General features: G+C 64.6%; 23 protein-coding genes and 1 riboswitch. Of the genes, 16 read left to right on the top strand and 7 right to left on the bottom strand.

Annotated features, from left to right (window positions below; all coding sequences use genetic code 11):
- The first annotated feature begins 83 nt into the window (after nt 1-83).
- Nucleotides 84-190, top strand: a riboswitch (TPP riboswitch).
- A gap of 156 nt (nt 191-346) precedes the next feature.
- On the top strand, nt 347-2,227 hold the full coding sequence (gene thiC, locus AC25M7_RS00115) for a phosphomethylpyrimidine synthase ThiC (RefSeq protein WP_486970604.1): 1,881 nt from the start codon (nt 347-349) through the stop codon (nt 2,225-2,227).
- A 164-nt stretch (nt 2,228-2,391) separates the two neighbouring features.
- On the top strand, nt 2,392-3,675 hold the full coding sequence (cytX, locus tag AC25M7_RS00110) for a putative hydroxymethylpyrimidine transporter CytX (RefSeq protein WP_486970603.1): 1,284 nt from the start codon (nt 2,392-2,394) through the stop codon (nt 3,673-3,675).
- Here the strand turns inward: cytX and AC25M7_RS00105 are convergent.
- On the bottom strand, nt 3,644-4,390 hold the full coding sequence (locus AC25M7_RS00105) for an RsiV family protein (protein ID WP_028688285.1): 747 nt from the start codon (nt 4,388-4,390) through the stop codon (nt 3,644-3,646). The two genes, cytX and AC25M7_RS00105, sit on opposite strands and share 32 nt — an antisense overlap.
- A 185-nt stretch (nt 4,391-4,575) precedes the next feature.
- Here AC25M7_RS00105 and AC25M7_RS00100 point away from each other — a divergent pair, with 185 nt between their 5' ends.
- The 9 genes from AC25M7_RS00100 to AC25M7_RS00060 all read left to right on the top strand — a co-directional run bounded on the left by AC25M7_RS00100 (nt 4,576) and on the right by AC25M7_RS00060 (nt 13,878).
- Complete coding sequence (locus AC25M7_RS00100) at nt 4,576-5,193, top strand: NUDIX domain-containing protein (RefSeq protein ID WP_028688284.1); 618 nt, start codon at nt 4,576-4,578, stop codon at nt 5,191-5,193.
- The gene (locus AC25M7_RS00095) at nt 5,184-5,636 is read left to right on the top strand and encodes a DUF1249 domain-containing protein (RefSeq protein ID WP_023630808.1); all 453 of its coding nucleotides are present in this window, start codon (nt 5,184-5,186) and stop codon (nt 5,634-5,636) included. The genes AC25M7_RS00100 and AC25M7_RS00095 overlap by 10 nt, the downstream gene beginning before the upstream one ends.
- An 86-nt stretch (nt 5,637-5,722) precedes the next feature.
- On the top strand, nt 5,723-6,526 hold the full coding sequence (gene cpdA, locus AC25M7_RS00090; RefSeq protein ID WP_028688283.1) for a 3',5'-cyclic-AMP phosphodiesterase: 804 nt from the start codon (nt 5,723-5,725) through the stop codon (nt 6,524-6,526).
- 155 nt (nt 6,527-6,681) lie between these two features.
- A complete protein-coding gene (locus tag AC25M7_RS00085; RefSeq protein WP_062360166.1) occupies nt 6,682-7,290 on the top strand; it encodes a YqiA/YcfP family alpha/beta fold hydrolase in 609 nt (202 codons plus the stop codon).
- Between the two features lie 33 nt (nt 7,291-7,323).
- Nucleotides 7,324-9,228: a DNA topoisomerase IV subunit B gene (gene parE, locus AC25M7_RS00080; protein WP_062360164.1), complete on the top strand. Its 1,905-nt coding sequence runs from the start codon at nt 7,324-7,326 to the stop codon at nt 9,226-9,228.
- On the top strand, nt 9,225-10,211 hold the full coding sequence (locus AC25M7_RS00075; protein ID WP_069016021.1) for an esterase-like activity of phytase family protein: 987 nt from the start codon (nt 9,225-9,227) through the stop codon (nt 10,209-10,211). Before parE ends, AC25M7_RS00075 begins: the two co-directional genes overlap by 4 nt.
- Complete coding sequence (locus AC25M7_RS00070; RefSeq protein ID WP_069016020.1) at nt 10,208-10,726, top strand: retropepsin-like aspartic protease family protein; 519 nt, start codon at nt 10,208-10,210, stop codon at nt 10,724-10,726. The genes AC25M7_RS00075 and AC25M7_RS00070 overlap by 4 nt, the downstream gene beginning before the upstream one ends.
- A 10-nt stretch (nt 10,727-10,736) precedes the next feature.
- A complete protein-coding gene (gene parC / locus AC25M7_RS00065; protein ID WP_028688278.1) occupies nt 10,737-12,992 on the top strand; it encodes a DNA topoisomerase IV subunit A in 2,256 nt (751 codons plus the stop codon).
- Nucleotides 12,993-13,167: 175 nt separating this feature from the next.
- Entirely contained in the window at nt 13,168-13,878 is a 711-nt protein-coding gene (locus AC25M7_RS00060) for a PqiC family protein (RefSeq protein ID WP_028688277.1), read from the top strand.
- A gap of 189 nt (nt 13,879-14,067) precedes the next feature.
- Here AC25M7_RS00060 and AC25M7_RS00055 read toward each other — a convergent pair whose 3' ends face one another.
- Nucleotides 14,068-15,519 carry a histidine kinase gene (locus AC25M7_RS00055; protein ID WP_028688276.1) on the bottom strand — a complete coding sequence of 484 codons (1,452 nt, stop codon included), beginning with the start codon at nt 15,517-15,519 and terminating at the stop codon, nt 14,068-14,070.
- A gap of 136 nt (nt 15,520-15,655) precedes the next feature.
- Here AC25M7_RS00055 and serB point away from each other — a divergent pair, with 136 nt between their 5' ends.
- Nucleotides 15,656-16,870 carry a phosphoserine phosphatase SerB gene (gene serB / locus AC25M7_RS00050; protein WP_028688275.1) on the top strand — a complete coding sequence of 405 codons (1,215 nt, stop codon included), beginning with the start codon at nt 15,656-15,658 and terminating at the stop codon, nt 16,868-16,870.
- Nucleotides 16,871-16,968: 98 nt separating this feature from the next.
- On the opposite strand, the gene asd is transcribed toward serB, so the two are convergent.
- Genes asd through AC25M7_RS00035 form a run of 3 tightly spaced genes read right to left on the bottom strand, consistent with a single transcriptional unit; the run spans nt 16,969 to nt 20,231 of the window.
- Nucleotides 16,969-17,832, bottom strand: a complete 864-nt coding sequence (gene asd / locus AC25M7_RS00045) for an archaetidylserine decarboxylase (RefSeq protein WP_062360156.1) — start codon at nt 17,830-17,832, stop codon at nt 16,969-16,971.
- Between the two features lie 9 nt (nt 17,833-17,841).
- On the bottom strand, nt 17,842-18,651 hold the full coding sequence (locus tag AC25M7_RS00040) for a rhodanese-like domain-containing protein (RefSeq protein WP_028688273.1): 810 nt from the start codon (nt 18,649-18,651) through the stop codon (nt 17,842-17,844).
- A 44-nt stretch (nt 18,652-18,695) separates the two neighbouring features.
- Nucleotides 18,696-20,231, bottom strand: coding sequence for an HDOD domain-containing protein (locus tag AC25M7_RS00035; protein WP_062360153.1), 1,536 nt, complete (start codon nt 20,229-20,231; stop codon nt 18,696-18,698).
- A gap of 130 nt (nt 20,232-20,361) precedes the next feature.
- Here AC25M7_RS00035 and motA point away from each other — a divergent pair, with 130 nt between their 5' ends.
- Both motA and motB read left to right on the top strand, forming a co-directional pair.
- Nucleotides 20,362-21,213 carry a flagellar motor stator protein MotA gene (gene motA, locus AC25M7_RS00030; protein ID WP_023630652.1) on the top strand — a complete coding sequence of 284 codons (852 nt, stop codon included), beginning with the start codon at nt 20,362-20,364 and terminating at the stop codon, nt 21,211-21,213.
- A gap of 3 nt (nt 21,214-21,216) precedes the next feature.
- Nucleotides 21,217-22,233, top strand: coding sequence for a flagellar motor protein MotB (gene motB, locus AC25M7_RS00025; protein WP_062360151.1), 1,017 nt, complete (start codon nt 21,217-21,219; stop codon nt 22,231-22,233).
- Nucleotides 22,234-22,265: 32 nt separating this feature from the next.
- On the opposite strand, the gene AC25M7_RS00020 is transcribed toward motB, so the two are convergent.
- Together AC25M7_RS00020 and rsgA are read right to left on the bottom strand one after the other, a co-directional pair.
- Nucleotides 22,266-22,745, bottom strand: a complete 480-nt coding sequence (locus AC25M7_RS00020) for a molecular chaperone Tir (protein ID WP_084943295.1) — start codon at nt 22,743-22,745, stop codon at nt 22,266-22,268.
- A 146-nt stretch (nt 22,746-22,891) separates the two neighbouring features.
- Nucleotides 22,892-23,923 carry a small ribosomal subunit biogenesis GTPase RsgA gene (gene rsgA, locus AC25M7_RS00015; protein ID WP_028688269.1) on the bottom strand — a complete coding sequence of 344 codons (1,032 nt, stop codon included), beginning with the start codon at nt 23,921-23,923 and terminating at the stop codon, nt 22,892-22,894.
- A 109-nt stretch (nt 23,924-24,032) separates the two neighbouring features.
- On the opposite strand from rsgA, the gene orn reads away from it, so the two are divergent.
- Together orn and AC25M7_RS00005 are read left to right on the top strand one after the other, a co-directional pair.
- Nucleotides 24,033-24,575, top strand: a complete 543-nt coding sequence (orn, locus tag AC25M7_RS00010; RefSeq protein ID WP_028688268.1) for an oligoribonuclease — start codon at nt 24,033-24,035, stop codon at nt 24,573-24,575.
- A 92-nt stretch (nt 24,576-24,667) separates the two neighbouring features.
- Nucleotides 24,668-25,279 (top strand): trimeric intracellular cation channel family protein, encoded by a 612-nt coding sequence (locus tag AC25M7_RS00005; protein WP_023630647.1) that lies wholly within the window; start codon nt 24,668-24,670, stop codon nt 25,277-25,279.
- Nucleotides 25,280-25,535 lie beyond the last annotated feature (256 nt).

Genomic DNA, 25,535 nt, shown 5'->3' with positions numbered 1-25,535 from the left:
CATCAACAATCCGCCACTTGTGCCATTTATCACCCCCGGATTTACCCGCTTGGCTTTGCCGGCCACTCCAGTCTAGACTGCGCATGTTCTTGTCGGGGTGCCTTGAAGCAAAGGCTGAGATCGCAGAGGTGCGGATCCCGTTGAACCTGATCAGGTTAGCGCCTGCGTAGGGAACAAGATTGCTCTCACATCCCGGGAGCCTCTTGTGCCAGGTCCGGGATCGTCACGGCTGCTTGCAGTCCACGGCACCCCATGTCCGGCACTGCACCCGTCAACACGGGTGCGTCCACGCCTTTCAGGTTCACCCCGACATTCCACCGCCTGGAAGCTGTCTGGAGAGCCTGTGATGAGCAAACAAGAAAAAACAATCAGTCTGAGCGAGTCGGCCCAAGTCGACCAACAGTCCGTGCAACCCCTGCCCAATTCGCGCAAGGTGTATGTCGAAGGTTCGCGCCCCGACGTCCGCGTGCCCATGCGCGAGATCAGCCTGCACGACACCCCCACCGACTTCGGCGGCGAGAAGAACGCTCCGGTGCTAGTGTATGACACGTCCGGCCCGTACACCGACCCCAATGTCATCATCGACGTGCGCAAGGGCCTGGGCGATGTGCGTTCGGCCTGGATCGACGCCCGTGGCGACACCGAGCGCCTCGATGGCCTGAGCTCGAACTTCGGCCAGCAGCGCCTGAACGACGCGGAGCTTGCCAAGCTGCGCTTCGCCCATGTGCGCAACCCGCGCCGCGCCAAGGCCGGCGCCAACGTCACGCAGATGCACTACGCGCGCCAGGGCATCATCACCGCCGAGATGGAATACGTCGCCATCCGCGAGAACATGAAGCTGCAGGAAGCCCGCGCCGCCGGCCTGCTGGACCAGCAGCACGCCGGCCACAGCTTCGGCGCCAGCATCCCGAAGGAAATCACCCCCGAGTTCGTCCGCGAAGAGATCGCCCGCGGCCGCGCGATCATTCCGGCCAACATCAACCACACCGAACTGGAGCCGATGATCATCGGCCGCAACTTCCTGGTGAAGATCAACGGCAACATCGGCAACAGCGCCCTGGGTTCTTCGATCGAGGAAGAAGTGGCCAAGCTGACCTGGGGCATCCGCTGGGGTTCGGACACGGTCATGGACCTGTCCACCGGCAAGCACATTCACGAGACCCGTGAGTGGATCATCCGCAACTCGCCGGTGCCGATCGGTACCGTGCCGATCTACCAGGCCCTGGAGAAGGTCAACGGCGTGGCCGAGGACCTGACCTGGGAGCTGTTCCGCGACACCCTGATCGAACAGGCCGAGCAGGGCGTGGACTACTTCACCATCCATGCCGGCGTCCTGCTGCGCTATGTGCCGCTGACCGCCAAGCGCGTTACCGGCATCGTCAGCCGCGGCGGCTCGATCATGGCCAAGTGGTGCCTGGCGCACCATAAAGAGAACTTCCTGTACACGCACTTCGACGAGATCTGCGAGATCATGAAGGCCTACGACGTCAGCTTCTCGCTGGGTGACGGCCTGCGCCCGGGCTCGATCGCCGATGCCAACGACGCCGCCCAGTTCGGTGAACTGGAAACCCTCGGCGAGCTGACCAAGATCGCCTGGAAGCACGACGTGCAGTGCATGATCGAGGGCCCGGGCCACGTGCCGATGCAGTTGATCAAGGAGAACATGGACAAGCAGCTCGAGTGCTGCGACGAGGCGCCGTTCTACACCCTCGGCCCGCTGACCACCGACATCGCCCCGGGCTACGACCACATCACCTCGGGGATAGGCGCGGCGATGATCGGCTGGTTCGGTTGCGCCATGCTCTGCTACGTCACGCCCAAGGAGCATCTGGGCCTGCCGAACAAGGATGACGTGAAGACCGGCATCATCACCTACAAGATCGCCGCCCATGCCGCGGACCTTGCCAAGGGCCACCCGGGCGCGCAGATTCGTGACAACGCGTTGTCCAAGGCGCGCTTCGAATTCCGCTGGGAAGACCAGTTCAACCTGGGCCTGGACCCGGACACCGCGCGCTCGTTCCACGACGAGACGTTGCCCAAGGAGTCGGCCAAGGTCGCGCACTTCTGCTCGATGTGCGGGCCGAAGTTCTGCTCGATGAAGATTACCCAGGAAGTGCGTGAGTATGCGGCCAAGATCGAGACCGTGGATGTGACGGTCGAGCAGGGCATGCGTGAGCAGGCCGAGCGGTTCCGCCAGGAAGGCAGCCAGTTGTACCAGAAGGTGTAAGTAGACCTTGGGGGCCGCATCGCGGCCCTTTCGCGACGCAAGGCCGCTCCCACAGGTCCTGTATATGGCTCACGTCATACGCGGAGCCTGTGGGAGCGGCCTTGTGTCGCGATACGAGGACGCAGTCCTCGCCAGCAACAACTCCAATACTCCGGCGAGCCCCCATGACAACACTCAGTCACTTCTCCCCCGACCATTGCGTCCCCACCCACCACCGGCAGTTCGGCGCCCGCGACCTGTTTGCGCTGTGGTTCTCCCTCGGCATCGGCCTGATGGTCCTGCAGGTCGGCGCACTGCTTGCCCCGGGCCTGGGATTGGCCGGCTCGATCCTGGCGATCACGCTTGGCACGGCGGTGGGTGTGCTATTGCTCGCGGCGGCCGGCGTGATCGGCAGCGACACCGGCCTCTCGGCGATGGGCAGCCTGCGCCTGACCCTGGGGCGCCACGGCGCGCGCCTGCCTGCCTTGCTGAACCTCCTGCAACTGGTGGGCTGGGGCTCGTTCGAGATCATCGTCATGCGCGACGCCGCCAGCCTGCTGGGTGCCCGCGCCTTTGGCGAGGGCAGCGGCTGGAGCAGCCCGTTGCTGTGGACCCTGTGCTTCGGCGCCCTGGCCACCCTGCTGGCGGTCTGCGGGCCGCTGGCGTTCGTGCGCAAGGTCCTGCGCAAATGGGGCATCTGGCTGCTGCTGGGCGCTTGCAGCTGGCTGACCTGGAACCTGTTCGCCAAGGCCGACCTGGCCGAGTTGTGGCAGCGCCCGGGGGATGGTTCGCTGTCCCTGGCCCTGGGCTTCGACATCGTCATCGCCATGCCGCTGTCGTGGCTGCCGCTGATCGCCGACTATTCACGCTTCGGCCAGCGTGCCAGCCGGGTATTCGGCGGTACGGCGCTGGGCTTTTTCATTGGCAATGCCTGGCTGATGAGCCTGGGCGTGGTCTATACCCTGGCGTTCGCGCCGAGCGGTGAAGTGAATGCGTTGCTGCTGGCGCTGGCCGGTGCCGGGCTGGGCATTCCGCTGCTGCTGATCCTGCTGGACGAGTCGGAGAACGCCTTTGCCGACATTCACTCCGCAGCGGTTTCCACCGGGCTGTTGATCAAGCTCAAGGTCGAGCACCTGGCCTTGGCCATCGGCGTGTTGTGCACGCTGATCGCCCTGCTGGCACCGCTGGCCCAGTACCAGAACTTCCTGCTGCTGATCGGCTCGGTGTTCGCGCCGCTGTTCGGCGTGGTGCTGGTGGATCACTTCGTGGTCCGTCGCCGTCGCCTGCCGGTGCTGGTCGAGGGCTTGCACGGGCGGGCGCTGCTGGCCTGGGCGGTGGGGGGAGCGGCCTATCACCTGCTGGCCAGCCAGGCGCCGGAGCTTGGGGCGACCCTGCCGGCACTGCTGCTGGCAGGGGGGCTGCATCTGCTGCTATCGCTCAGCCGCGGCCGGGAAACAGCTCGGGCCTGATCACGCCGTTGAGGCGCGGGTAGGGGATCTTCAGTTCGACGTGGCCCATGGAGTACGGGGCGATGGCGTAGACCTCGTACTTGATCACCACCGCGCCGTAGGTCAGGGCGATGTGCGGCGACTGCTTGAACGGCCAGGTCTTGACGAACTCGGGATCCTTGTCCATGCCGGTGCTGATCAGCCAGGCGCGGTGGGACTCCTCGGCGGTCTTCCAGAAGGTCGCTTCCTGGCCGGGCACCAGCATGTCGTCCAGGGTCAGCACCTTGTCCAGCTTTCGCGAGTAGTTGATGAAGCCGCGCCCGGGCATGCCATGGGCGCCGCCGCTGTCCAGGTAGCTGGACAGCTCGACGATCACCAGCCCGTCATGCTGCTCGCGTACCTTGGCCTGCAGGTAGCTGCTGTTGCGCTTGTCGGCGCGGGCCAGGTACTGCTGTTCATAGGCTTGCAACGAGGCCGGCGGGGTGCCGCGCTGGTTGTCCTCGGTGAGCATCAGCAGGCGTTTCTCGACGAGGGCGTCGAGCTTGGGCAGGGCGGGGAAGTGCACCACGTCGATGTTGACCAGTGGGCAGTCGCTCTCGCTGCAGCCGGGCTTGACGTGTTCCCAGGCCTCGCGCTTGACCTCGAGCGGAGCGCGGTAATTGGGCGTGAACAGGCTCTGGCAGGCGCCGAGCGCCAGTGCCAGGACGGCCACGGAAGTCAGTTTGACAAGCGTCATGTTGCCTCTTTCACAACGGTGATGATCGGCCTTGGACCGCCTGCGCGGCCTTCAGTTCGCCACTAAGCTAACAGAGAGCGGCGCGCCTGTCCCGGCTGCCTGAACGGTCGCCAGAAAGGGGTGAAACCGGGCGGCGCGCAGAGTAGGATTGCGCGATGCGGTAACCGAGGTATCAAGGAGTTTGCATGACGGACACGTTGAATACAGTGCCCACCCAGGTCGAAATCACCCGGCGTGAGCAGTTGTTCAAGGGCTTCTACAAGCTCGACAAGCTGCACCTTCGCCACGAATTGTTCGCCGGCGGCATGAGTCGCGAGTTCACCCGCGAGTTGTTCGTGCGCCATGACGCCGTCTGTGTGCTGCCCTACGATCCGCAGCGCGACGAAGTGGTGCTGATCGAGCAGTTTCGAGTCGGCGCCGTGGGCAAGATCGATAATCCCTGGCTGATCGAGATGGTCGCCGGCCTGATCGACAAGGACGAGCAGCCGGAAGAGGTCGCTCATCGTGAAGCCGATGAAGAAGCTGGCCTGACCTTCAGCGCGCTGTGGCCGATGACCTGCTACTTCCCCTCGCCAGGCGGCAGCGACGAGTACGTCCACCTGTTCCTGGGCCGTTGCATCAGTGAAGGTGCCGGCGGCCTGCATGGCCTGGAGGAGGAGAGCGAGGATATCCGTGTTCGCGTGTGGGCGTTCGAGGACGCCCTGCAGGCGGTGCGCGACGGGCGTATCTGCAACGCCGCCACGATCATCGGCCTGCAATGGCTGGCACTCAACCGTGATGAAGTTCGAGGTATGTGGAAGTGAACCTGCTGCGTGAGCGCTATCGGGTCGACCTGGTCGGGCTGCAGTCGGCCTGCGAGGCCAACTATGCCCGCCTGATGCGCCTGCTGCCGGACATGCGCACCACGCAGAGCTCGCGGCGCATCGGCATGACCCAGGGCGACCAGATGCTCGGCGTGCTGGTGCTTGAAGTGCTGCTGGCCTGTCCCTATACCACGACCCTCAAGGTGCGCCAGGAGCACAGTCTGCCCTGGCTGCCGGTGCCCGAACTGGAAGTGCAGGTCTACCATGACGCGCGCATGGCCGAGGTGGTCAGCGCCGAGCATGCCCGCCGCCTGCGCAGCATCTACCCGTACCCCAACACGGCGATGCACCAGCCGGACGAGAAAGCCCAGCTCAATCTGTTTCTCGGCGAATGGTTGAGCCACTGCCTGGCCTGCGGCCACGAACTGGAAGCGGTGCGCTGAAATTGTGATGCGCGTCGGTTTCGAGTACTTGCTCGAAACCGATCCGCCGCCATAATCGGTGCTGAATCCCTTCGAGGAGACGGCCGTTGCCGCAACCACACCCACTTTCGTCACCCGTCCATGTGGTGCAACTGACCGATGCCCACCTGTTCGCCGACCCGGCGGGCACTTTGCTGGGCCTGAATACCCGTGCGAGCCTCGGGCATGTGATCGACCAGGTGCGTCGCGAGCAGCCGCGTATCGACCTGCTGCTGTGCACGGGCGACCTGTCGCAGGACGCCAGCGCCGCCTCCTACCAGGCCTTCAGCGAGCTGACCTCGAAGTTGGAGGCGCCAGCGCGTTGGCTGCCGGGTAACCATGACGAGGCCCAGGTAATGCAGGCCGTGGCGCCGGAGCTGGTGCAGGCGGTGACGGACATTGGTCAATGGCGCATTGTCATGCTCGATTCGGCAGTGGTCGGTGCCACCTTCGGCGTGTTGGCGGACGACCAGTTGGCCGTGCTGGATCAGGCGCTGAACAGTGCGGGCGAACGCCATTGCCTGGTGTGCTGCCATCACCAGCCGGTGGATATCGGTTGTGCGTGGATTGCGCCGATCGGGTTGCGAAACGCCGATGAACTGTTGCAGCGCCTGCGCGGTTATCCACAGGTGAGGGCGCTGCTGTGGGGGCATATCCATCAGGAATGGGACGAGGTGCGCGACGGCGTTCGTTTCCTTGCCACGCCTTCAACCTGCATCCAGTTCGCGCCGCGTAGCGAGGAATTCAAGGTGAGCGAGGAGCAGCCGGGCTATCGCTGGCTGCGGCTGCACGCCGACGGACGGTTGGAGACCGGGGTGGAGCGGGCGCGCGATTTCGAGGTGAAACTGGATTTCGACAGCCCGGGCTACTGAGTCGGGGGACCGCTTTGCGGTCCTTTCGCGACACAAGGCCGCTCCCACAGAGATCGTGCCCCCGGCTGTTTGAAGAATTTGCTGCGAAAATCCCCACGCTGCGCCAATGCCCTTTGAACACGCTACACTGCGCGTCTTTGCGTCCGGGGGGCAGCATGTCGGGTTCCATCCTCTATATCCATGGCTTCAACAGCTCGCCGCTGTCGAAGAAGGCGCGCCAGCTCGAGGCGGTGATGCAGCGGATCGGCCTGTCCGACCAGCTGCGTGTCCCGGCCCTGCATCACCACCCGCGCCAGGCCATCGCCCAACTGGAGGCCGCCATCGATGAGCTCGGCGCCCCCTTGCTGGTCGGCAGCTCACTCGGCGGCTACTATGCCACCCATCTGGCCGAACGCCATGGCCTCAAGGCCTTGTTGGTCAATCCGGCGGTCGGCCCGCACCGCCTGTTCGACGGCTACCTGGGTACCCAGCGCAACCTTTATACCGACGAGGCCTGGGAGCTGACCCATGATCATGTGGCCGCCCTGGCCGAACTGGAAGTGCCGCCGCCGCAGGACGCCGCCCGCTATCAAGTGTGGTTGCAGACCGCCGATGAAACACTGGACTATCGCCACGCCGAGCACTATTACCGTGCTTGTGCCCTGCGTATCCAGGCCGGTGGCGACCACAGCTACCAGGGCTTCGCCGAGCAACTCCCGGCCCTGCTGGCGTTCGCCGGTATTGCCCGTGGGCAGTATGCGGCGCTGGATTTTTCTGTATTTTGACTTTTGCATTCACCTGACTGACGACGAGAACCCATGGCCAATCCCAGCGCTAGCGCCTATAACGCAGACGCCATCGAAGTCCTCTCGGGCCTTGACCCGGTCCGCAAGCGGCCGGGCATGTACACCGACACCAGCCGGCCCAACCACCTGGCCCAGGAAGTGATCGACAACAGCGTCGACGAAGCCCTGGCCGGCCACGCCCGCTCGGTGCAGGTGATCCTGCATGCCGACCACTCGCTGGAGGTCAGCGACGATGGCCGCGGCATGCCGGTGGACATCCATCCCGAGGAGGGCGTTTCCGGCGTCGAGCTGATCCTCACCAAGCTGCACGCCGGCGGCAAGTTTTCCAACAAGAACTACCAGTTCTCCGGCGGCCTGCACGGCGTCGGTATCTCGGTGGTCAACGCCCTGTCGAGCCAGGTGCGGGTGCGCGTCAAGCGCGACGGCAACGAATACCAGATGACCTTCGCCGACGGCTTCAAGGCCAGCGAGCTGGAAGTGGTCGGCACCGTCGGCAAGCGCAACACCGGCACCAGCGTGTACTTCACCCCCGATCCGAAGTACTTCGACTCGCCGAAATTCTCCATCAGCCGCCTCAAGCATGTGCTCAAGGCCAAGGCCGTGCTGTGCCCGGGGCTGTCCATCAGCTTCGAGGACAAGGGCACCGGCGAGAAGGTCGAATGGCACTACGAGGACGGCCTGCGTTCCTATCTGGTCGATTCGGTCAGCGAGTACCTGCGCCTGCCCGACGAGCCGTTCTGCGGCAGCCTGGCCGGTAACAAGGAGGCCGTGGACTGGGCCCTGCTGTGGCTGCCCGAAGGCGGCGACAGCATCCAGGAAAGCTACGTCAACCTGATCCCCACCGCTCAGGGCGGCACCCACGTCAACGGTCTGCGTCAGGGCCTGCTGGACGCCATGCGTGAATTCTGCGAGTTCCGCAACCTGCTGCCACGCGGGGTCAAGCTGGCGCCTGAGGACGTCTGGGAGCGCATCAGCTTCGTGCTGTCGATGAAGATGCAGGAGCCGCAGTTCTCCGGCCAGACCAAGGAGCGCCTGTCGTCCCGCGAGGCGGCGGCATTTGTCTCCGGCGTGGTCAAGGACGCCTTCAGCCTGTGGCTCAACGCCCATCCCGAACTGGGCATGCAGTTGGCCGAACTGGCCATCAGCAACGCCGGCCGTCGCCTGAAGGCAAGCAAGAAGGTCGAGCGCAAGCGCATCACCCAGGGCCCGGCGCTGCCCGGCAAGCTGGCCGACTGCGCAGGCCAGGATCCGATGCGCGCCGAGCTGTTCCTGGTCGAGGGTGACTCCGCCGGAGGTTCTGCCAAGCAGGCGCGGGACAAGGAATTCCAGGCGATCCTGCCGCTGCGCGGCAAGATCCTCAACACCTGGGAAGTCGATGGCGGCGAGGTCCTGGCCAGCCAGGAAGTGCACAACATCGCCGTGGCCATCGGTGTCGATCCGGGCGCCACCGACCTTTCGCAACTGCGCTACGGCAAGGTCTGCATTCTCGCCGACGCCGACTCCGACGGCCTGCACATCGCCACCCTGCTGTGCGCGCTGTTCGTCCAGCACTTCCGTCCGCTGGTCGAGGCCGGGCACGTCTACGTGGCCATGCCACCGCTGTACCGCATCGACCTGGGCAAGGAGATCTACTACGCCCTGGACGAAGCCGAGCGCGATGGTGTCCTGGACCGTCTGGTCGCCGAGAAGAAGCGTGGCAAGCCGCAAGTCACCCGATTCAAAGGCCTGGGCGAGATGAATCCGCCGCAGTTGCGCGAGACCACCATGGACCCGAACACCCGGCGCCTGGTCCAGCTCACGCTGGACGACGTGCAGGGCACCACCGAGATCATGGACATGCTGCTGGCCAAGAAGCGCGCCGGTGACCGCAAGAACTGGCTGGAAACCAAAGGCAACCTGGCCGAGGTCCTGGTTTGATTCGTCCGTTGCTCATGGCCTGCCTGGCGTTGTTCGCCCTGCAGGCCCAGGCCGGCGACTGGCCGCAGCTCAAGCTCAGCGGCGAGCACGTGGTCGATGGCATGCGCGGCGGCAACCTGTCGGGCCTGGCCTGGTGCCGGGGCGCATTGTGGGCGGTGTCCGACCGCGATGACGACCGTATCTACCGCCTGGACCAGGAGGGCGCGGCCTGGCAGGCCCAGCCGCTGACCTTCACGCCGCCACCGGCCCCCGATACCGGGTTGCCCTGGGGGTTGAAGTCGCGCAACTGGGCATCGTCGTTTATTCGTGGCGGCGCGCTGGATTTCGAAGGTATCACCTGCGACCAGGCAGGCAACCTGTTCATCGTCAGCGAGGCCCAGGCCGCGGTGCTGCAACTGCCCCTGGAAGGCGAGCCGAACTGGCTGAGAATCGACCAGGCCATGGTGCGCCAGGCGCGAGCCAGCGGCATGCTGCTGCATTTCAATGCCCTGTTCGAAGGGCTGGCGATCAACCCGGCGGGCGATCGCTTGTGGCTGGCCGCCGAGCGTGAGCGACGCGGGCTGCTCGCCGTGCAGCGCCAGCAGTCGGTATGGACCTGCGGGCGCGGTTGCGTGCTGCTCAGCGAAGCCGGCGTGGAAATGCAGCCGCCGCAGTTCCCCGAGGCACGCCCGGTTTCCCGCGACTTCGCCGACCTGGCCTGGTTCGAGGGCAAGTTGTTCACCCTCGAGCGCAACGCTTATCGCATCTGCCGACGCGACGCTGACAGTGGCACCGTGGAGCGCTGCTGGTCGTTCGCCGCGGACGCCCTGGTGGAATCGCGTCGCTATTCACAGCCCTATGGCCTGGCCGAGGCGCTGGTGATCGACAAGGACGGCGCCTGGATCGGCGTGGACAACAACGACCGGCCACGGGCGGATGGTGAAGCGCGGCCGGTCGTCTGGCGCTTCGGCGCGCCGGCCGGCGGCTGGAGTGCCAAGCCATGAGCCAGCCAGCGGGCAAGCGGGCGGGCAGGGTGCTGATGATCGTTGCCTGGGCGGCGGCGATGTTTTTGGCCACGCGCTTTTTCGGCCAATGGGAGGCGCGTCAGCAGAATCCCAACGCCGTGGTGCAGAGCGAGCAGGGCGACGGCTTCGTCGAAGTTCGCCTGCTGAGCAACGGCCAGGGCCATTTCGTCGCTGACGGCGTGATCAATGGCCAGGTGGTGCATTTCATGCTCGATACCGGCGCCACCGATGTGGCGATCCCCGAGGCGCTGGCCCGCGACCTGGACCTGGCCCGTGGCGCCCCGGTGCAACTGAGTACCGCCAATGGCCGCACCGAAGGCTACCGCACCCGGCTCGACAGCCTGCAACTGGGCGACATCCACCTGCGCGACGTGCGCGCTTTGGTGGTGCCGGGCCTGGATGGCCAGGCCGTGTTGTTGGGCATGAGCGCCCTGAAACAACTTGAATTTACCCAGCGCGGCGGCACCATGCTGCTGCGCCAGAACCTGAAATGACGAGGCTCGCATGAGCGACTTACTGGACAGTCTCGAAGGCGTCGAACGCCGTTCCCTGGCCGACTTCACCGAACAGGCCTACCTCAACTACTCCATGTACGTGATCATGGACCGCGCCCTGCCGCACATCGGCGACGGCCTCAAGCCGGTCCAGCGCCGCATCGTCTATGCCATGAGCGAGCTGGGTCTGGACGCCGACTCCAAGCACAAGAAGTCGGCGCGTACCGTCGGCGACGTGCTCGGCAAGTTCCATCCCCACGGCGACTCGGCGTGCTACGAGGCCATGGTGCTGATGGCCCAGCCGTTCAGCTACCGCTACACCCTGGTCGACGGCCAGGGCAACTGGGGTGCGCCGGACGATCCGAAGTCGTTCGCCGCCATGCGTTACACCGAGGCGCGCCTGTCGCGCTACTCCGAAGTGCTGCTCAGCGAGCTGGGCCAGGGCACCGTCGACTGGGTGCCGAACTTCGACGGCACCCTGCAGGAGCCAGCGGTGCTGCCGGCGCGCCTGCCGAACATCCTGCTCAACGGTACCACCGGCATCGCCGTGGGCATGGCCACCGACGTGCCGCCGCACAACTTGCGGGAAGTGGCCAGCGCCTGCGTGCGCCTGCTCGACGAGCCCAAGGCCACCATCGAGCAGCTGTGCGAGCACATCCAGGGCCCGGACTACCCCACCGAGGCCGAGATCGTCACCCCGCGCGCCGATATCCTCAAGCTCTACGAGACCGGCAAGGGCTCGATCCGCATGCGCGCGGTGTACCGTGTCGAGGACGGCGACATCATCGTCACCGCGTTGCCGCATCAGGTCTCCGGGGCCAAGGTTCTGGAGCAGATCGCCGCGCAGATGCAGGCCAAGAAGCTGCCGATGGTCGCCGACCTGCGCGATGAGTCGGACCACGAGAACCCCTGCCGCATCGTCATCATCCCACGTTCGAACCGCGTCGATGCCGCCGAATTGATGCAGCACCTGTTCGCTACCACCGACCTCGAGAGTACCTACCGGGTCAACGTCAACATCATCGGCCTCGACGGCCGTCCGCAGCTGAAGAACCTGCGCGCGCTGCTGCTGGAGTGGCTGGAGTACCGGATCGGTACCGTCCGTCGCCGCCTGCAGCACCGCCTGGACAAGGTCGAGAAGCGCCTGCACCTGTTGGAAGGCCTGCTCACCGCGTTCCTCAACCTGGATGAAGTGATCCATATCATCCGTACCGAAGAGCACCCCAAGCAGGCACTGATCGCCCGTTTCGACCTGACCGAAATCCAGGCTGACTACATCCTCGAGACCCGCCTGCGCCAGCTGGCCCGTCTGGAAGAGATGAAGATCCGTGGCGAGCAGGACGAGCTGCTCAAGGAACAGAAGCGCCTGACCACCCTGCTGGGCAGCGATGCCAAGCTGCGCAAGCTGGTGCGCAGCGAGCTGATCGAAGACGCCGAGACCTATGGCGACGACCGTCGCTCGCCGATCGTCGAGCGTGCCGAGGCCAAGGCGCTCTCGGAAAACGAGCTGATGCCGACCGAACCGGTCACCGTGGTGCTGTCGGAGAAGGGCTGGGTGCGTTGCGCCAAGGGCCACGATATCGATGCCACGGGGCTTTCCTACAAGGCCGGTGACGGTTTCAAGGCCGCCGCCGCCGGACGCTCCAACCAATTCGCCGTGCTCATCGACTCCACCGGCCGCAGTTATTCGGTGGCGGCCCACAGCCTGCCATCGGCGCGCGGCCAGGGCGAGCCGCTGACCGGTCGTCTGACTCCACCGCCCGGCGCTACCTTCGAGTGCGTGCTGCTGCCGGAGGACGAGGCCCTGTACGTGGTGGCCTCCGACGCCGGCTACGGCTTCGTGGTCAAGGGTGAGGACCTGCAGGCCAAGAACAAGGCCGGCAAGGGCCTGCTCAGCCTGCCCAACGGCGCCAAGGTGATGACCCCGCGCCCGGTGGCCGACCGCGAGCAAGACTGGCTGGCCGCGGTAACCACCGAAGGCCGTCTGCTGGTATTCAAGGTCGCCGACCTGCCGCAGTTGGGCAAGGGCAAGGGCAACAAGATCATCGGCGTTCCGGGCGACCGAGTAGCCAGTCGTGAAGAATTCGTCACTGACCTGGCAGTGATCAGTGAGGGGTCGACCCTTGTATTGCAAGCTGGCAAGCGTACCCTTTCTCTGAAACCAGATGATCTCGAGCACTACAAGGGTGAGCGTGGTCGCCGCGGTAGCAAATTGCCACGTGGTTTCCAGCGCGTGGATAGCTTGATGGTGGAAACCCCCGCCTGAGTGCATGGGCTGTCTGATGCGGCGCTTTCGGCGCCGCTTCAGGCGGAAATGCTGGAGTCTGGCGGCTAATTCGCGGATGATAGGGCCCGCGTGGCGCCGGCGTGGCCGGGTGCCCGGATGAATCTACATGAGTATCACTGCGGTCAGTCTGGAGACGACCGCCTGGATGGGATGAATGAAATTTCTGCGCCTTCCATTTGCGTTGCTGGTGACCGGCTTGCTGGGCCTGAGCGGATGCAGCATGCATCAGCCGGTCGCCTTGTATCAGCTCGACAGCGGTGAACCCGGCCAGCCGACCCAGGCGGCGGGCATGGCGGTGGTGCTCGGCCCGGTATCGGTGGCCGACTACCTGCAACGTGAGACTTTTCTACAGCGGCAGGTCGATGGCAGTCTGACGGCAGCCACCGATGGCCGTTGGGCCGGCAGCCTTTCGTCGGATATCGACCAGTTGCTGGTGCGCCAGCTGGCCTGGCGCCTGGACAGCCAGCGCGTGGTGCTGGCGCCGGCGAGCGCCGGCTTCACGCCGGACGTGCAGGTGCTGCTGTCCATTACCCGCCTGGACTCGGGCAAGAACCAGCCCGCGATCCTGGACGCCCAGTGGCGTGTGCTGGACCGCCGTGGCCAGGTGCGTGACAACCGCATCGTCCACCTCGAGCAGCCCCATGCGGGCAGCGAGTCTGCGCAGGTCCAGGCTCAGGGGCAATTGTTGCAGAAGCTGGCCGAACAGCTGAGCACCGCCGTTAAACCACTGGCCAACCAGCCGGCCATCGCCGAGGAGACGCCACGCAAGCCGGCGGCGCCGGTGCAGGTGAAGAAAGAGCCTGAGAAACCGAAGATTCCGATGGCCTCGCCGATTCGTACCGATATGGAAGTGTTCCGCTTCTGATATCCGCAGCCACAAAAAAGCCCGCAGCGATGCGGGCTTTTTTGTGTCTTTGGTCGGGAGGCTTTATCAGATCTGCGTGGGAGCGGGCTTGTCCCGCGATAGGGCTTGCCAGGGCAGCAACATTGCCTGCCCCCGACGCTATCGCGGGGCAAGCCCGCTCCCACGCAAGTCCTAGATGAGCGGTGGCGCTCAGGCGCGGCGCTCGTGCATCCGTGCCAGCTGGCGTTCCAGCATCGACGGGTAAGGCTCCATCAGGCGTTCTACACAGCACGCGCCTTCCGGGCTGGCAATCGGCCGAATACGCGCACGCTGGCGCACCAGGGCGTCATCGCTGATGCGGCGCTCCACCAGCAGCAGGTTGCGGCTGTGCTGCGACAGAGCCAGGGCGTCCTGGGCCTGTTCGGTCATTAGCAGGTCGACCTGATCCAGGCCTTGCAGGTCGTCAGCCAGCACCAGGCCCAGTTGCAGCTGCAGGGTGATGCCGCTGTCGGCCACCTCGATCTGCAGGGCGTGGCCCAGGGCGCGCAGCAGCTCGCCGCAGCAGATGGCATTGGTCAGGTAGTCCTCGCCGCTGTCGCGGCTGTGGAACAACAGCAGGGTGCTGCCGTCGTTCAGGGTGTGGACTTCGCCTTCGTACAGCGATGCAGCCTGCTCCAAACAGTCGCGGTAGCGCTCCAGCAGCTCGGTCAGGCGGGTGCGTGGCAGGCGACGCAGTTGCTCCTGGGAGCCCAACTGCACGGCCAGCACGGCACTGAACTGCGGCTCGTCGGACTCGACGATGACAGGCTTGGCCGGAGCGCTTTGCTCATCCATCAGGTCGGCGAAGGCGTCGTCGTCCTCGTCGTGCCCGGCAGTCTGTACCATCGCCTTGGCCCGTGGGGCGACCTTGGCAACTGGCGCGTCGTCGAAATCGTCTTCCTCGTCCTCTTCTTCAGGCTCAGGTGGCGGCGGTGGGGCGAGGCGCGCGTGCAGTTGGCGCGCCAGATCGCCGATTTCGTCCTGGCGGTCGATGCCCGGCGTGTAAGGGTGCGGGTCACGCAACCACACGCGCAACTGCAGCAGCGGCGTCGAGATAAAGCGTCCAAGGCGCAGGCTGAGGGTCAGGGCCAGGGCCAGCAGGATCGCGGCGAGGATACCCATGCTCTGCAAGCTGATCAGCATCGGTTGCTGGAACTGGTTCATGTCCAGGCTGATGCGCAACTGGCCGGCGGTCACGTCCTGGAAGGTGATCTTGGTCTGGTAGACCCCTTCGGTTTCGCCCAGCAGGCTGTTGCGCGGGCGCTGGCCGGCCTCGGCGAGGATGCGGTTGTCCACGCTGTAGATGGCCGCATGGGCCACCAGCGGGTTCTTCACCAGGTTGCCCAGCAGCACGTTGAGGCTGAGGATGTCGTTGGACACCAGCAGCTCGGTGGCCGAGGTGGCGGTCTGGGTGGTCAGGCTCTGGCCGACGGCATCGGCCTGCTCGTGCATGGCCTGCTTGAACTGCAGGCCCATCACGCAGGCATAGATCACCAGGGCCAGGGCCACCAGGAAAATGTTGTGGCTGGCAATGCGCAGGGCCAATGGAATTCGGCGCTGGCTCAGGGCTCGGTAGATCATCAGGAAGAAGTTGTCGGGTTTTACGGGCGTGGGCCGGTTCACAGAGCGCGGCTCTTTATGGCGAGAAAGTTGCTGCGCAGTATAGCGACACGCGTTTTGTCGGCAAAGTATCGTTGGCGCCCGGCGGTCATGGAAAATCGGTAGAATGCGCATTTTTCATCGAGTTGGAGCCCCGGTCTTGCGCGAAATCGTCCTGATCAACATCACTGGTGAAGACCGTCCGGGTCTCACTGCGGCCATCACCGGCGTCCTGCTCCAGGGCGGTGTGAGTATTCTCGACATCGGCCTCGCGGTCATGCACGGCACGCTGTCGTTCGGCATCCTGGTCGACATCCCCGATAACGAAGTGGCCACGGCGCTGCTGCAGAGCGTGCAGTCCAAGGCTCACGAACTGAACTTGCAGGCCCGCTACACCCCCATTTCCGAGGCCGACTACCAGCACTGGGCCGACAGCCAGGGTGAGGCCCGCCACATCGTTACCCTGCTCAGCCGCCGGATCACCCCGCAGCAGTTGCAGCGCGTCAGCGCCATCATCAGCGAGCACGACCTGACCATCGAGCGCATCGAACGGCTGTCCGCCCGCGTGGCGCTGGACGCCCAGATCGACAAGGGCAAGGCCGCGCTGGAAATCTCGGTGCGTGGCGAGCCGAACGACGGCCAGGCCCTGCGTGCGGCGTTCTTCGCGCTGTCCGAAGAGCTGAGCATCGACATCGCCTTCCAGAAAGACGACCTGTTCCGCCGCAACCGCCGTCTGGCGGTGTTCGATATGGACTCGACCTTGATCGAGGCCGAAGTCATCGACGAGCTGGCCAAGGCCGCCGGCGTCGGCGAACAGGTCGCGGCGATCACCGAGCGTGCCATGCGTGGCGAACTGGATTTTCGCGCCAGCTTCAAGGAGCGCATGGCCTTGCTCAAGGGGCTGGACGTGAGCGTGCTCGACCAGATCGGTGCTTCGCTGCGCCTGACCGAGGGTGCCGAGCACCTGTTTGCCGAACTCAAGCGCCTGGGCTACAAGACCGCCATCCTCTCCGGCGGTTTCACCTACTTTGCCAAGCAGGTACAGGCGCGCCTGGGCATCGACTACGTATTCGCCAACGAACTGGAGGTGGTCGACGGCAAGGTGACCGGGGTGGCCGTCGAACCGATCGTCGATGCCCAGCGCAAGGCCGACCTGCTGTTGCAACTGGCCAGTCAGGAGGGCCTGCAGCTCGAGCAGACCATCGCCGTTGGTGATGGGGCCAACGACCTGCCGATGCTGTCCCAGGCCGGCCTGGGCGTGGCCTTCCGCGCCAAGCCGCTGGTGCGCCAGTCGGCCAAGCAGGCCATCTCGACGCTGGGCCTGGATGGCGTGCTGTACCTGCTGGGCGTGCGTGATCGCGAAGCGCGCGGTTGATCTTGAGCCCAAGGAGGGCGAAGCCCTCCCAGCAATCCCAAGGCAAAAAAAGGCCCTGCATGACTTGAATCATGCAGGGCCTTTTGCTTACCGGATAGTCAGGCCTGGGTCGGCTGCGCCAGCAGCTCGCCCATGCGCACCGCGGAGCCGGCACCCAGGCTCTCTGCCCACTTCACCTGCTCCGGCCCAAACAGCACGATGGCGGTGGAGCCCAGCTTGAAGCGGCCCAGTTCTGCGCCCTTTTCCAGGTAGATCGGCGCACGGCTGGCCTCGTCGTAGCGGAAGGTCTTCAGCTCGCGCTTCGGTGGCGTGACCAGGCCGGCCCAGACGGTCTCGATCGAGGCGACGATCATCGCGCCGACCAGCACCACGGCCATCGGCCCACGCTCGGTGTCGAACAGGCAGACCACGCGCTCGTTGCGGGCGAACAGTTCAGGTACGTTTTCCGCGGTGGTCTGGTTGACCGAGAACAGCCGACCCGGCACATAGACCATTTCGCGCAGGGTACCGGCCAGCGGCATGTGCACGCGGTGGTAGTCCTTGGGCGACAGGTAGATGGTGGCGAATTCACCGCCCATGAACGGTGCGGCCAGGGCCGGATCGCCGCCCAGCAGCTCCAGGGCGCTGTAGCCGTGGCCCTTGGCCTGGAAGATGCGGCCGTGCTCGATCGGGCCGAGCTGGCTGACGGCGCCATCGGCTGGGCAGAGGATCGCGCCGGGGGTTTCGTCCAGCGGGCGGGCTCCCGGCTTGAGGGCGCGGGTGAAGAAGGCGTTGAAGTGCTCGTAGGCACTGAGATCTTCGACCAGCGCCTCGGACATGTTCACCTGGTAGCGCTTGGCAAACCAGGCGGTGAAGGCGTTCTTGAACCAGCGTGCGCGGCACTCGGCGACGCAGCCGGCCAGCCGCGACAGCAGGTGGTGCGGCAGCAGGTACTGGCTGATGATGAACAAGCGGGATTTCATTGAGCGTCCTTAAACTTCGACGGGCGTGTCGGGGTGATTGCCCCATTCGCCCCAGGAACCGGCATAGCCCTTCACCCGTGGATAGCCGAGGGCCTTGGCCACGAGGTAGGTGAAGCCGGAGCGGTGGTGGGTCTGGCAGTGGGTAATCACTTCCTTGTCGGGGGTGATGCCCAGGTTTTGCAGAACGTCGGCGATGTCCTTGCGGATGCGCAGGTGGTTGTTCAGGTCCATGCCGGCGGTCCACTCGAAGTTGATCGCGCCGGGAATGTGCCCGCCCTTGGCCGCCAGCACCTTCTCGCCGCTGAATTCCAGTGGCCCGCGTGCGTCCCAGATGACCAGGTCGGCGGCGCCCAGGCGGCTTTGCAGGTATTCGCGGGTAGCGGTGGGTTCGCCATGCAGGTGCAGGCTCACCGGGCCGCCGGCGACTTCGGGCGTTTCGGTGGACAGCTTGTCCGCCGGCCAAGCCTGGATGCCGCCATTGAGGTAGTGGTATCCCTTGTGGCCGATGACGTCGAGCAGCCAGATGAAGCGCCCGGCCCAGCCGCCGCCCTCGTCGTCGTAGACCACATACACTGCATCGTCGCGGTGGCCGAGTTCACCGAACAGTTTCTCCAGGTCGGCACGGGCCGGCAGCAGGCCGGGTGCCGGGGGCTGGCCCAACTGGGTGCGTTTCGGGTCGACGAAGCGGGCTCCGGGGATGTGCCCGCTGCCATAGCGGTTGGCGCTGGTCAGGTCGACCAGGATCAGCCGCGGCGAATCCAGGCGCGGCAGCAGGTCCTCGGCTTCGATCACCAGGGACAGGCCGGAAAAGTCAGTCATCCACGTTCTCCAGGGTGGAAAGAGGGGCGATTGTAGCGCAAGGGTCAGGCATTGCGGGTGGCAAACACGGCCAGGGCGCGCTCCACGCATTGCGCGGTCTTGCCGAACGCCTGCACGCTGACGTCGGCCAACGGCTTGCCGTCCTGGTCGGCCACCGCCAGCATCAGTACCTGGTCGCCCACCGCCAGCGAGCGCAGCAGCAAGTGCTCGCCGCGGAAGAAAGCGCGCAGCGGTGCCGGCAGCAGGGCACTGAACTGGGCATGGTTTTCGGGTGTCAGGCGTAGTTGCCCGGCTTTTGCCATCAACTTTTGCAACAATTTGTTCTGCACGACGGGCAGCGCCATGGCGGCGGCCTCGCGTGGCAGGCCGGCGGTCTGCTGCACGCGCAGGTAATCGGTGGTCTTGTCCAGGCTCAGCAGCATGATGCGTTGCATGCCGCAGGCCAGCAGGGCGTCGCGGGCCTGGGTGGCCAGGTGCACGGCATTGCTGAACGGGCTGGGCTGGGCCAACAGTTCCTGGCACAGCGCGCGCCAGCGGCCAAGATCCTCGGTGCTGGGTGGCGGCGGAGTAAGCATGTCCGGGTGCGGTCTGCGCTGGTGCCAGGGCCAGATCAGCGCCTCGGCCGGGTGGAACAGCGCATCACGGGCGTGATGACGGGCACTGGCCGCGGCTTGTTGGTGAACCTGCTGCTGGACATCGTCCAGGGTGGTCTGCAGGTATAGCGCGGTGAGCAGTTGCCAGCGCAGCAGGTGCGGGTTGTCCCAGCCTACCTGGGCGGCCAGGGCGAGGCCGTTGGCCAGCAGCACGGTGTTGGGTGGCTGGTTGAACCAGCGACGCAGCGCTGGCTCGTCGTCCAGGCGCTGCTGCTGGACCAGCGGGTCCTGTTCGCGGGCGATGTTCAGCACCTGAGCCAGTTGCTCGCGCTCGTCCATCAGCAGGCGATAGCCCTGGGTCACCCACTCGGGCAGGCGCCAATGCTCGGCCATGGCCTGGCATAGTTGCATGAGGCGCACGCCGAACAGTTCCCGTTCGACCTCGGCGGCGTCCTCGCTCTTGTGGATGACCCGCAGTTCCCAGTTATCCAGCAATTTGGGGTAAGCCAGGGCCAGCGGCCACAGCGGCGAGAGGAACAGCAGGCTGCCCCAGTGGATTTCCTGCCACAGCCGCGCCAGCCGGCTGGCGAACAGGCCGTTGGCCTGTTGGGTGGCGTGTTGGCTGATCAACAGGAACTGGCGCAGCACCGGCGGGATCTCGTCGGCCGGTATCGACGGCAGCCGCGCCAGCAACTGGCTGGTGCGGGCCAGCCCCAGCCGATTGAGGGCGATTTCCAGGCTTTCGGCAGGCTCCGCCAGGCTGGCGTTGGCCGGGTGATTGGCCTCGCGCAGCACGCAGAGCACCAACGCGGGGCTGTCCTGCATCAGTTCGGCGATGTCGCGCAGGGAGCGGCGGCTGTCGTTGATGGCCTGTAGAACGCGGTCGTGGCTGTCTTTCGGCACGGGTACTCGAATCCCGTCGAGCAGCTTTACCCAGGCCTCTAGACTCGACGGAACCTGACTTGGCACCTTGGTTTCAATTGGCATATTGACATCAGTCCGAACTGGCTTTTCGCAATGAGTGGCTATAGTCTGGCGCAGTTCTGCCGATAAGTAGAAGAAGAGTTTTCAAGCTTCCGTTCCCTACCCTGACCACGACAGCAAGTGCTTCCAACTTATGGCTAAAATTATCGGCATCATCGTCGTATTCGCGAGCGTGCTCGGCGGCTACGTGCTTTCCCACGGCAAGATCGCGGCACTGATCCAGCCGTTCGAAGTGCTGATCATCGGCGGCGCGGCCTTTGGTGCGTTCCTCCAGGCCAACCCTGGTTACATGACCATGCATGTAATCAAGAAGTCGCTGAAGATGTTCGGCACCCGCTTCACCCACACCTTCTACCTCGAAGTGCTGGGCCTGGTGTACGAGATCCTCAACAAGAGCCGTCGTGAAGGCATGATGGCCATCGAGGGGGACATCGAGGACGCCGCGGCCAGCCCGATCTTTGCCAAGTACCCGGCCGTGCTGGGCGATGAGCGCATGACCGCGTTCATCTGCGACTACCTGCGGATCATGTCCACAGGCAACATGGCGCCCCATGAGCTCGAAGGCCTGTTCGACATGGAGCTGCTGAGCATGAAGGAAGAGCTGGAGCACCCGTCCCACGCGGTGACCGGCATCGCCGACGGCATGCCCGGCTTCGGTATCGTCGCGGCGGTACTGGGTATCGTGGTGACCATGGCCTCGTTGGGCGATGGCGACCAGAAGTCCATCGGCCTGCACGTGGGCGCGGCGCTGGTCGGTACCTTCTTCGGTATTCTCGCTGCCTACGGCTTCTTCGGCCCGCTGGCCAACGCCCTGCGCCACGATGCGAAAGAGGAACTGAACGTCTACGAGGCGATCAAGGCCTCGCTGGTGGCCTCGGCCTCCGGCATGCCGCCGTCGCTGGCGGTCGAGTTCGGTCGCAAGGTGCTGTACCCGGCGCACCGCCCGAGCTTCGCCGAGCTGGAACAAGCGGTACGCGGTCGCTAAGCCATGGAGAACAATCAGCCCATCATCGTCAAGCGCGTCAAGCGCTTTGGCGACGGCCATCACGGCGGCGCCTGGAAAATCGCCTTCGCCGACTTCGCCACGGCGATGATGGCGTTCTTCCTGGTGCTCTGGCTGCTGTCGACGGCCACGCCCGAGCAGAAGATCGCCATCGCCGGCTACTTCAAGGATCCGATCGGCTTCTCCGAGAGCGGCACGCCCTACATCATCGACCTGGGCGGTTCGCCGCAACTGGCGCCGGAAAAGACCATCAACCCGGAAGTGAAGTCCGAACCGACGCCCGACACCAGCCTGCAGCTGGACAAGGACAAGGTCGAGACCATGGCCGAGCAGGTCGAGCGCGAGCGCCTCGAGCTCTTGCTGCAGGAGTTGCAGAACAAGGTCGAGGAAAACCCGCAACTGCAGAAGTTCAAGGACCAGATCCTGTTCGAGATCACCCAGGACGGTCTGCGCATCCAGATCATGGATGCCGAGAACCGGCCAATGTTCGACCTGGGGAGTGCACGACTGCAGCCCTATTTCGAAGATATTCTGTTGGCCATGGCCGACACCATCAAGGCGGTCCCGAACAAGATCAGCATCAGTGGCCATACCGATGCCAAGCCGTATTCCGGTACCGGCGATTTCGGTAACTGGGAGCTTTCGGCCAACCGCGCCAACGCGGCGCGTCGTGCATTGGTCGCCGGTGGCTATCCGGACGAGCAGGTGGCCCGTGTGGTCGGTTATGCATCGTCGTCGCTGTTCGACCGTGCCAACCCGTTTAACCCGGTCAACCGCCGTATCGACATCATCGTCCTGACCAAGAAGGCGCAACGCGATATCGAAGGTGAGCAGGGCAAGCCGGACGCAGCGCCACCTGCCGCTGAAGCACCGCCTGCGGGCGCTGCGCCAGGTGCGGCCGCGACACCGGGCGATACGCCGATGCAGCCGCGCGAGCTGCGCCAGAAGCTGAACATCTTCGAGGATGGCGTGTTGAAGATGGATGAGGCCAAAGACCAGTAATTGACAGGGGCCGCTTTGCGGCCCCGATGCATTCAGAACCCCCGCCTGATCTTGGCCTTGAGATCGGCATGGAAGAAATCTGCATTGTCCCTGTCCGACACTACGCCGTCCCCGGCCGGTGAGGCCATGGCCCGGCCAAAGGTCTGCTCGTCATGATAGGCGCGCACGAACAGGTCTATATGCGCTCGTTCCCGCATTACTGGCCACTTGCGCAGGCCCTGCGGCAGTTCAGTCGAGTCAGGGTGGTAGAAAGTCACCCGCCGATCCGCCATGGCCGCTGCGCCCAGTAACCAGGCCGTCCACAAGTCTTCGGTATAGGCCTCGCAGAGCACTCCGATCCAGTGAGTGGCATCGGCCATGTGTTGGCAAAAGCTGCCATGCAGGTCGTCGTGGGTCTGTCCTTCACTGTCGAAGGGGACGAGTTGGGTGGGAATGCCTTCTAGTAGCAGGCGCTCGTTCAAGATGAAGGCATCGAGCCGTTCGTTCTGGTGGTAACTGATGAATACTGGCATCTGTGCTGCCCTCCCTGATCAATGCCGACGACAAAGTCATGACCATCAGGGAAAACCGTGGGAGGGACAATAGGAGACCGCGAAACCGGAGCGGCCCTACCTGCTCCGGTAAAATTTCCTACGATGCTGGCGTGCTTGCCGTCACTTCAATAGGTGTCTTCCGGCAAACTGGCTATGATCGAGCGGTAGCTGTTCATTCGCTGTTGCGTGACGCTGCCGTCTTCCAGGGCCTTGAGCAGCGCACAGCCAGGCTCGCGGTCATGCTTGCAGTCGCGGAAGCGGCAGTTGCCGATCAGTTCGCGGAATTCGATGAATCCATCCTCGACATCATCACGGCTGACATGGCCCAGGCCGAATTCGCGGATGCCCGGCGAGTCGATCAGGTCACCGCCATTGGGGAAGTGGTAGAGGCGCGCGGTGGTAGTGGTGTGAGTGCCCTGGCCGGACCATTCCGATAGGTCGCCGACACGGGTGCCTGCATCAGGCAGCAGGCTGTTGACCAGCGAGGACTTGCCCACGCCCGACTGTCCGACGAACACGCTGATATGACCATCGAGCGTCTGCTGCAAGCGCTGCATGCCATCGCCCTGGTGCGCCGAGACTTCCAGCAGCGGGTAGCCCAGGCCGCGGTAGACCTCGAGCATGGCATTGAGAGTCGGGGCGTTCTCGTCGTTGATCAGGTCGGCCTTGTTCAGCAGTAGCAGTGGGTGGATGCCGGCATGCTCGGCGGCGACCAGGTACCGGTCGATCAGGTTGGGGTGCGGTTCGGGCGCAGGGGCGAAGACAATGACGATCAGGTCGACGTTGGCTGCCACCGGCTTGAGCTGGCCATGATTGTTTGGCCGGCACAGCTCGGTGCTGCGCGGCATCTGCGCGACGATCACGCCGATGCCCTGGTTGCCCGCGCGCCAGACCACACGGTCGCCGGTGACCAGCGCCGGCAGATTGGCCCGCAGGTGGCAACGGAAGACCTGGCCGGCGGCCTCGCCGTCCTGGGCCTCGACCTCGACCTGCACACCGAAGTGGGCGATCACCAGGCCCAGTTGTTCCGGCCCGAGATCGCCACCCTCGAGTTCCTGCAGCACGTGCTGCTCGCGTTTGGCGGCGCGGGCGGCGCGCTCGCCCTGGATCTTTTCGATGCGCCAGTTCTGGCGGCGATTGAGCTGGCGTTTGGCCATGAGGGTTCCGTGTCGGCGGGGCAGAAAGAAAACGGCGGGCAGTTTAGCACGGCACGCCCACGAGCCGCCCCGCTAGGCTAATATGACGGGCTATTCGAGGAGCCTTTTCATGCAGAACCCACAGAATCTGATCTGGATCGATCTGGAGATGACCGGCCTGGATCCGGACAACGACGTCATCATCGAGATGGCCACCATCGTCACCGACAGCGAGCTGAACACCCTGGCCGAAGGCCCGGTGATCGCCATTCACCACAGTGATGAGGTGTTGGCGCGCATGGACGAGTGGAACACCCGCACCCACGGCGCCTCGGGCCTGACCCAGCGCGTGCGGGAGAGCAAGGTGAGCATGGCCGAGGCCGAGGCGCAGACCATCGCTTTCCTCGAACAGTGGGTGCCGAAGGGCAAGTCGCCGATCTGTGGCAACAGTATCTGCCAGGACCGTCGTTTCCTGTATCGCCACATGCGCGAGTTGGAAAACTACTTCCACTATCGCAACCTCGATGTGTCCACGCTCAAGGAGCTGGCCGCGCGCTGGGCGCCGGAAGTGCGTGACAGCTTCAAGAAGGGCAGCACCCACCTGGCGCTGGACGATATTCGCGAGTCGATTGGCGAGCTGCGCCACTATCGCGAGCACTTCATCAAGGTCTGACCTTGTCGTGCGCCGACGATCGTCGGCGCGCCCCCTTTTGGTGCCCCGCGCGACTGGGTAGACTGCGCGCCTTTCCCGCACGGACCTGCACCATGTTGCTGATGCTCTACCTCATCGCGATCACCGCCGAAGCCATGACCGGCGCCCTGTCCGCCGGCCGCCGCGGCATGGACTGGTTCGGCGTGGTGCTGATCGCCTGCGTCACCGCGCTCGGTGGTGGCTCGGTGCGTGACGTGCTGCTTGGGCACTACCCGCTGACCTGGGTGAAGCACCCGGAGTACCTGGTGCTGACCAGCTTCGCGGCGCTGCTGACGATTTTCATCGCGCCCTTGATGCGTCACCTGCGGTCGCTGTTCCTGGTGCTCGACGCGCTGGGGTTGGTGGCGTTTACCCTGATCGGCTGCATGACCGCGCTGGAGATGGGGCAGGGGTTCCTGGTTGCTTCGATCAGCGGGGTGATTACCGGGGTATTTGGCGGCATCCTGCGGGATATCTTCTGCAACGATATTCCGCTGGTGTTTCGGCGTGAGCTCTATGCCAGTGTGTCGTTCGCGGCGGCTTGGTTCTACCTGGGGTGTGTTTACTTCAAGGTGCCGGCGGAGCAGGCCATGTTGCTGACATTGTTTGGTGGTTTTCTGGTGCGTTTGTTGGCGATTCGGTTTCATTGGGAGATGCCGAAGTTTCATTACAACGATCAACAGTAAACTAGCGCTGCGCTTTGAGGGGTTCAGTTATCCCTGTGGGAGACGGCTAGTCGCCGAGAGCCTATAACTTAGCTACACTGCCAGTGGTCCAATAGTTGGTTCATGTCTGTTGATCTTGATCTTGATCTTGCTTCTAAGCGCGCGATAGTTCAGGCAACGCCAATTGCGACTTCAGGAGGCCGAGCGGAGTTCTTGCGGAGGGAGGTGACGGGCATGGATGCCCGTCAAGCGCTGCGCCCCAGGATGGGGCGTTCAG

The sequence above is a fragment of the Pseudomonas sp. P106(2024) genome (assembly GCF_057480815.1).
The sequence above is the reverse complement of the archived record's forward strand: the minus strand, read 5'-3'. Positions and strand labels throughout refer to the sequence as shown.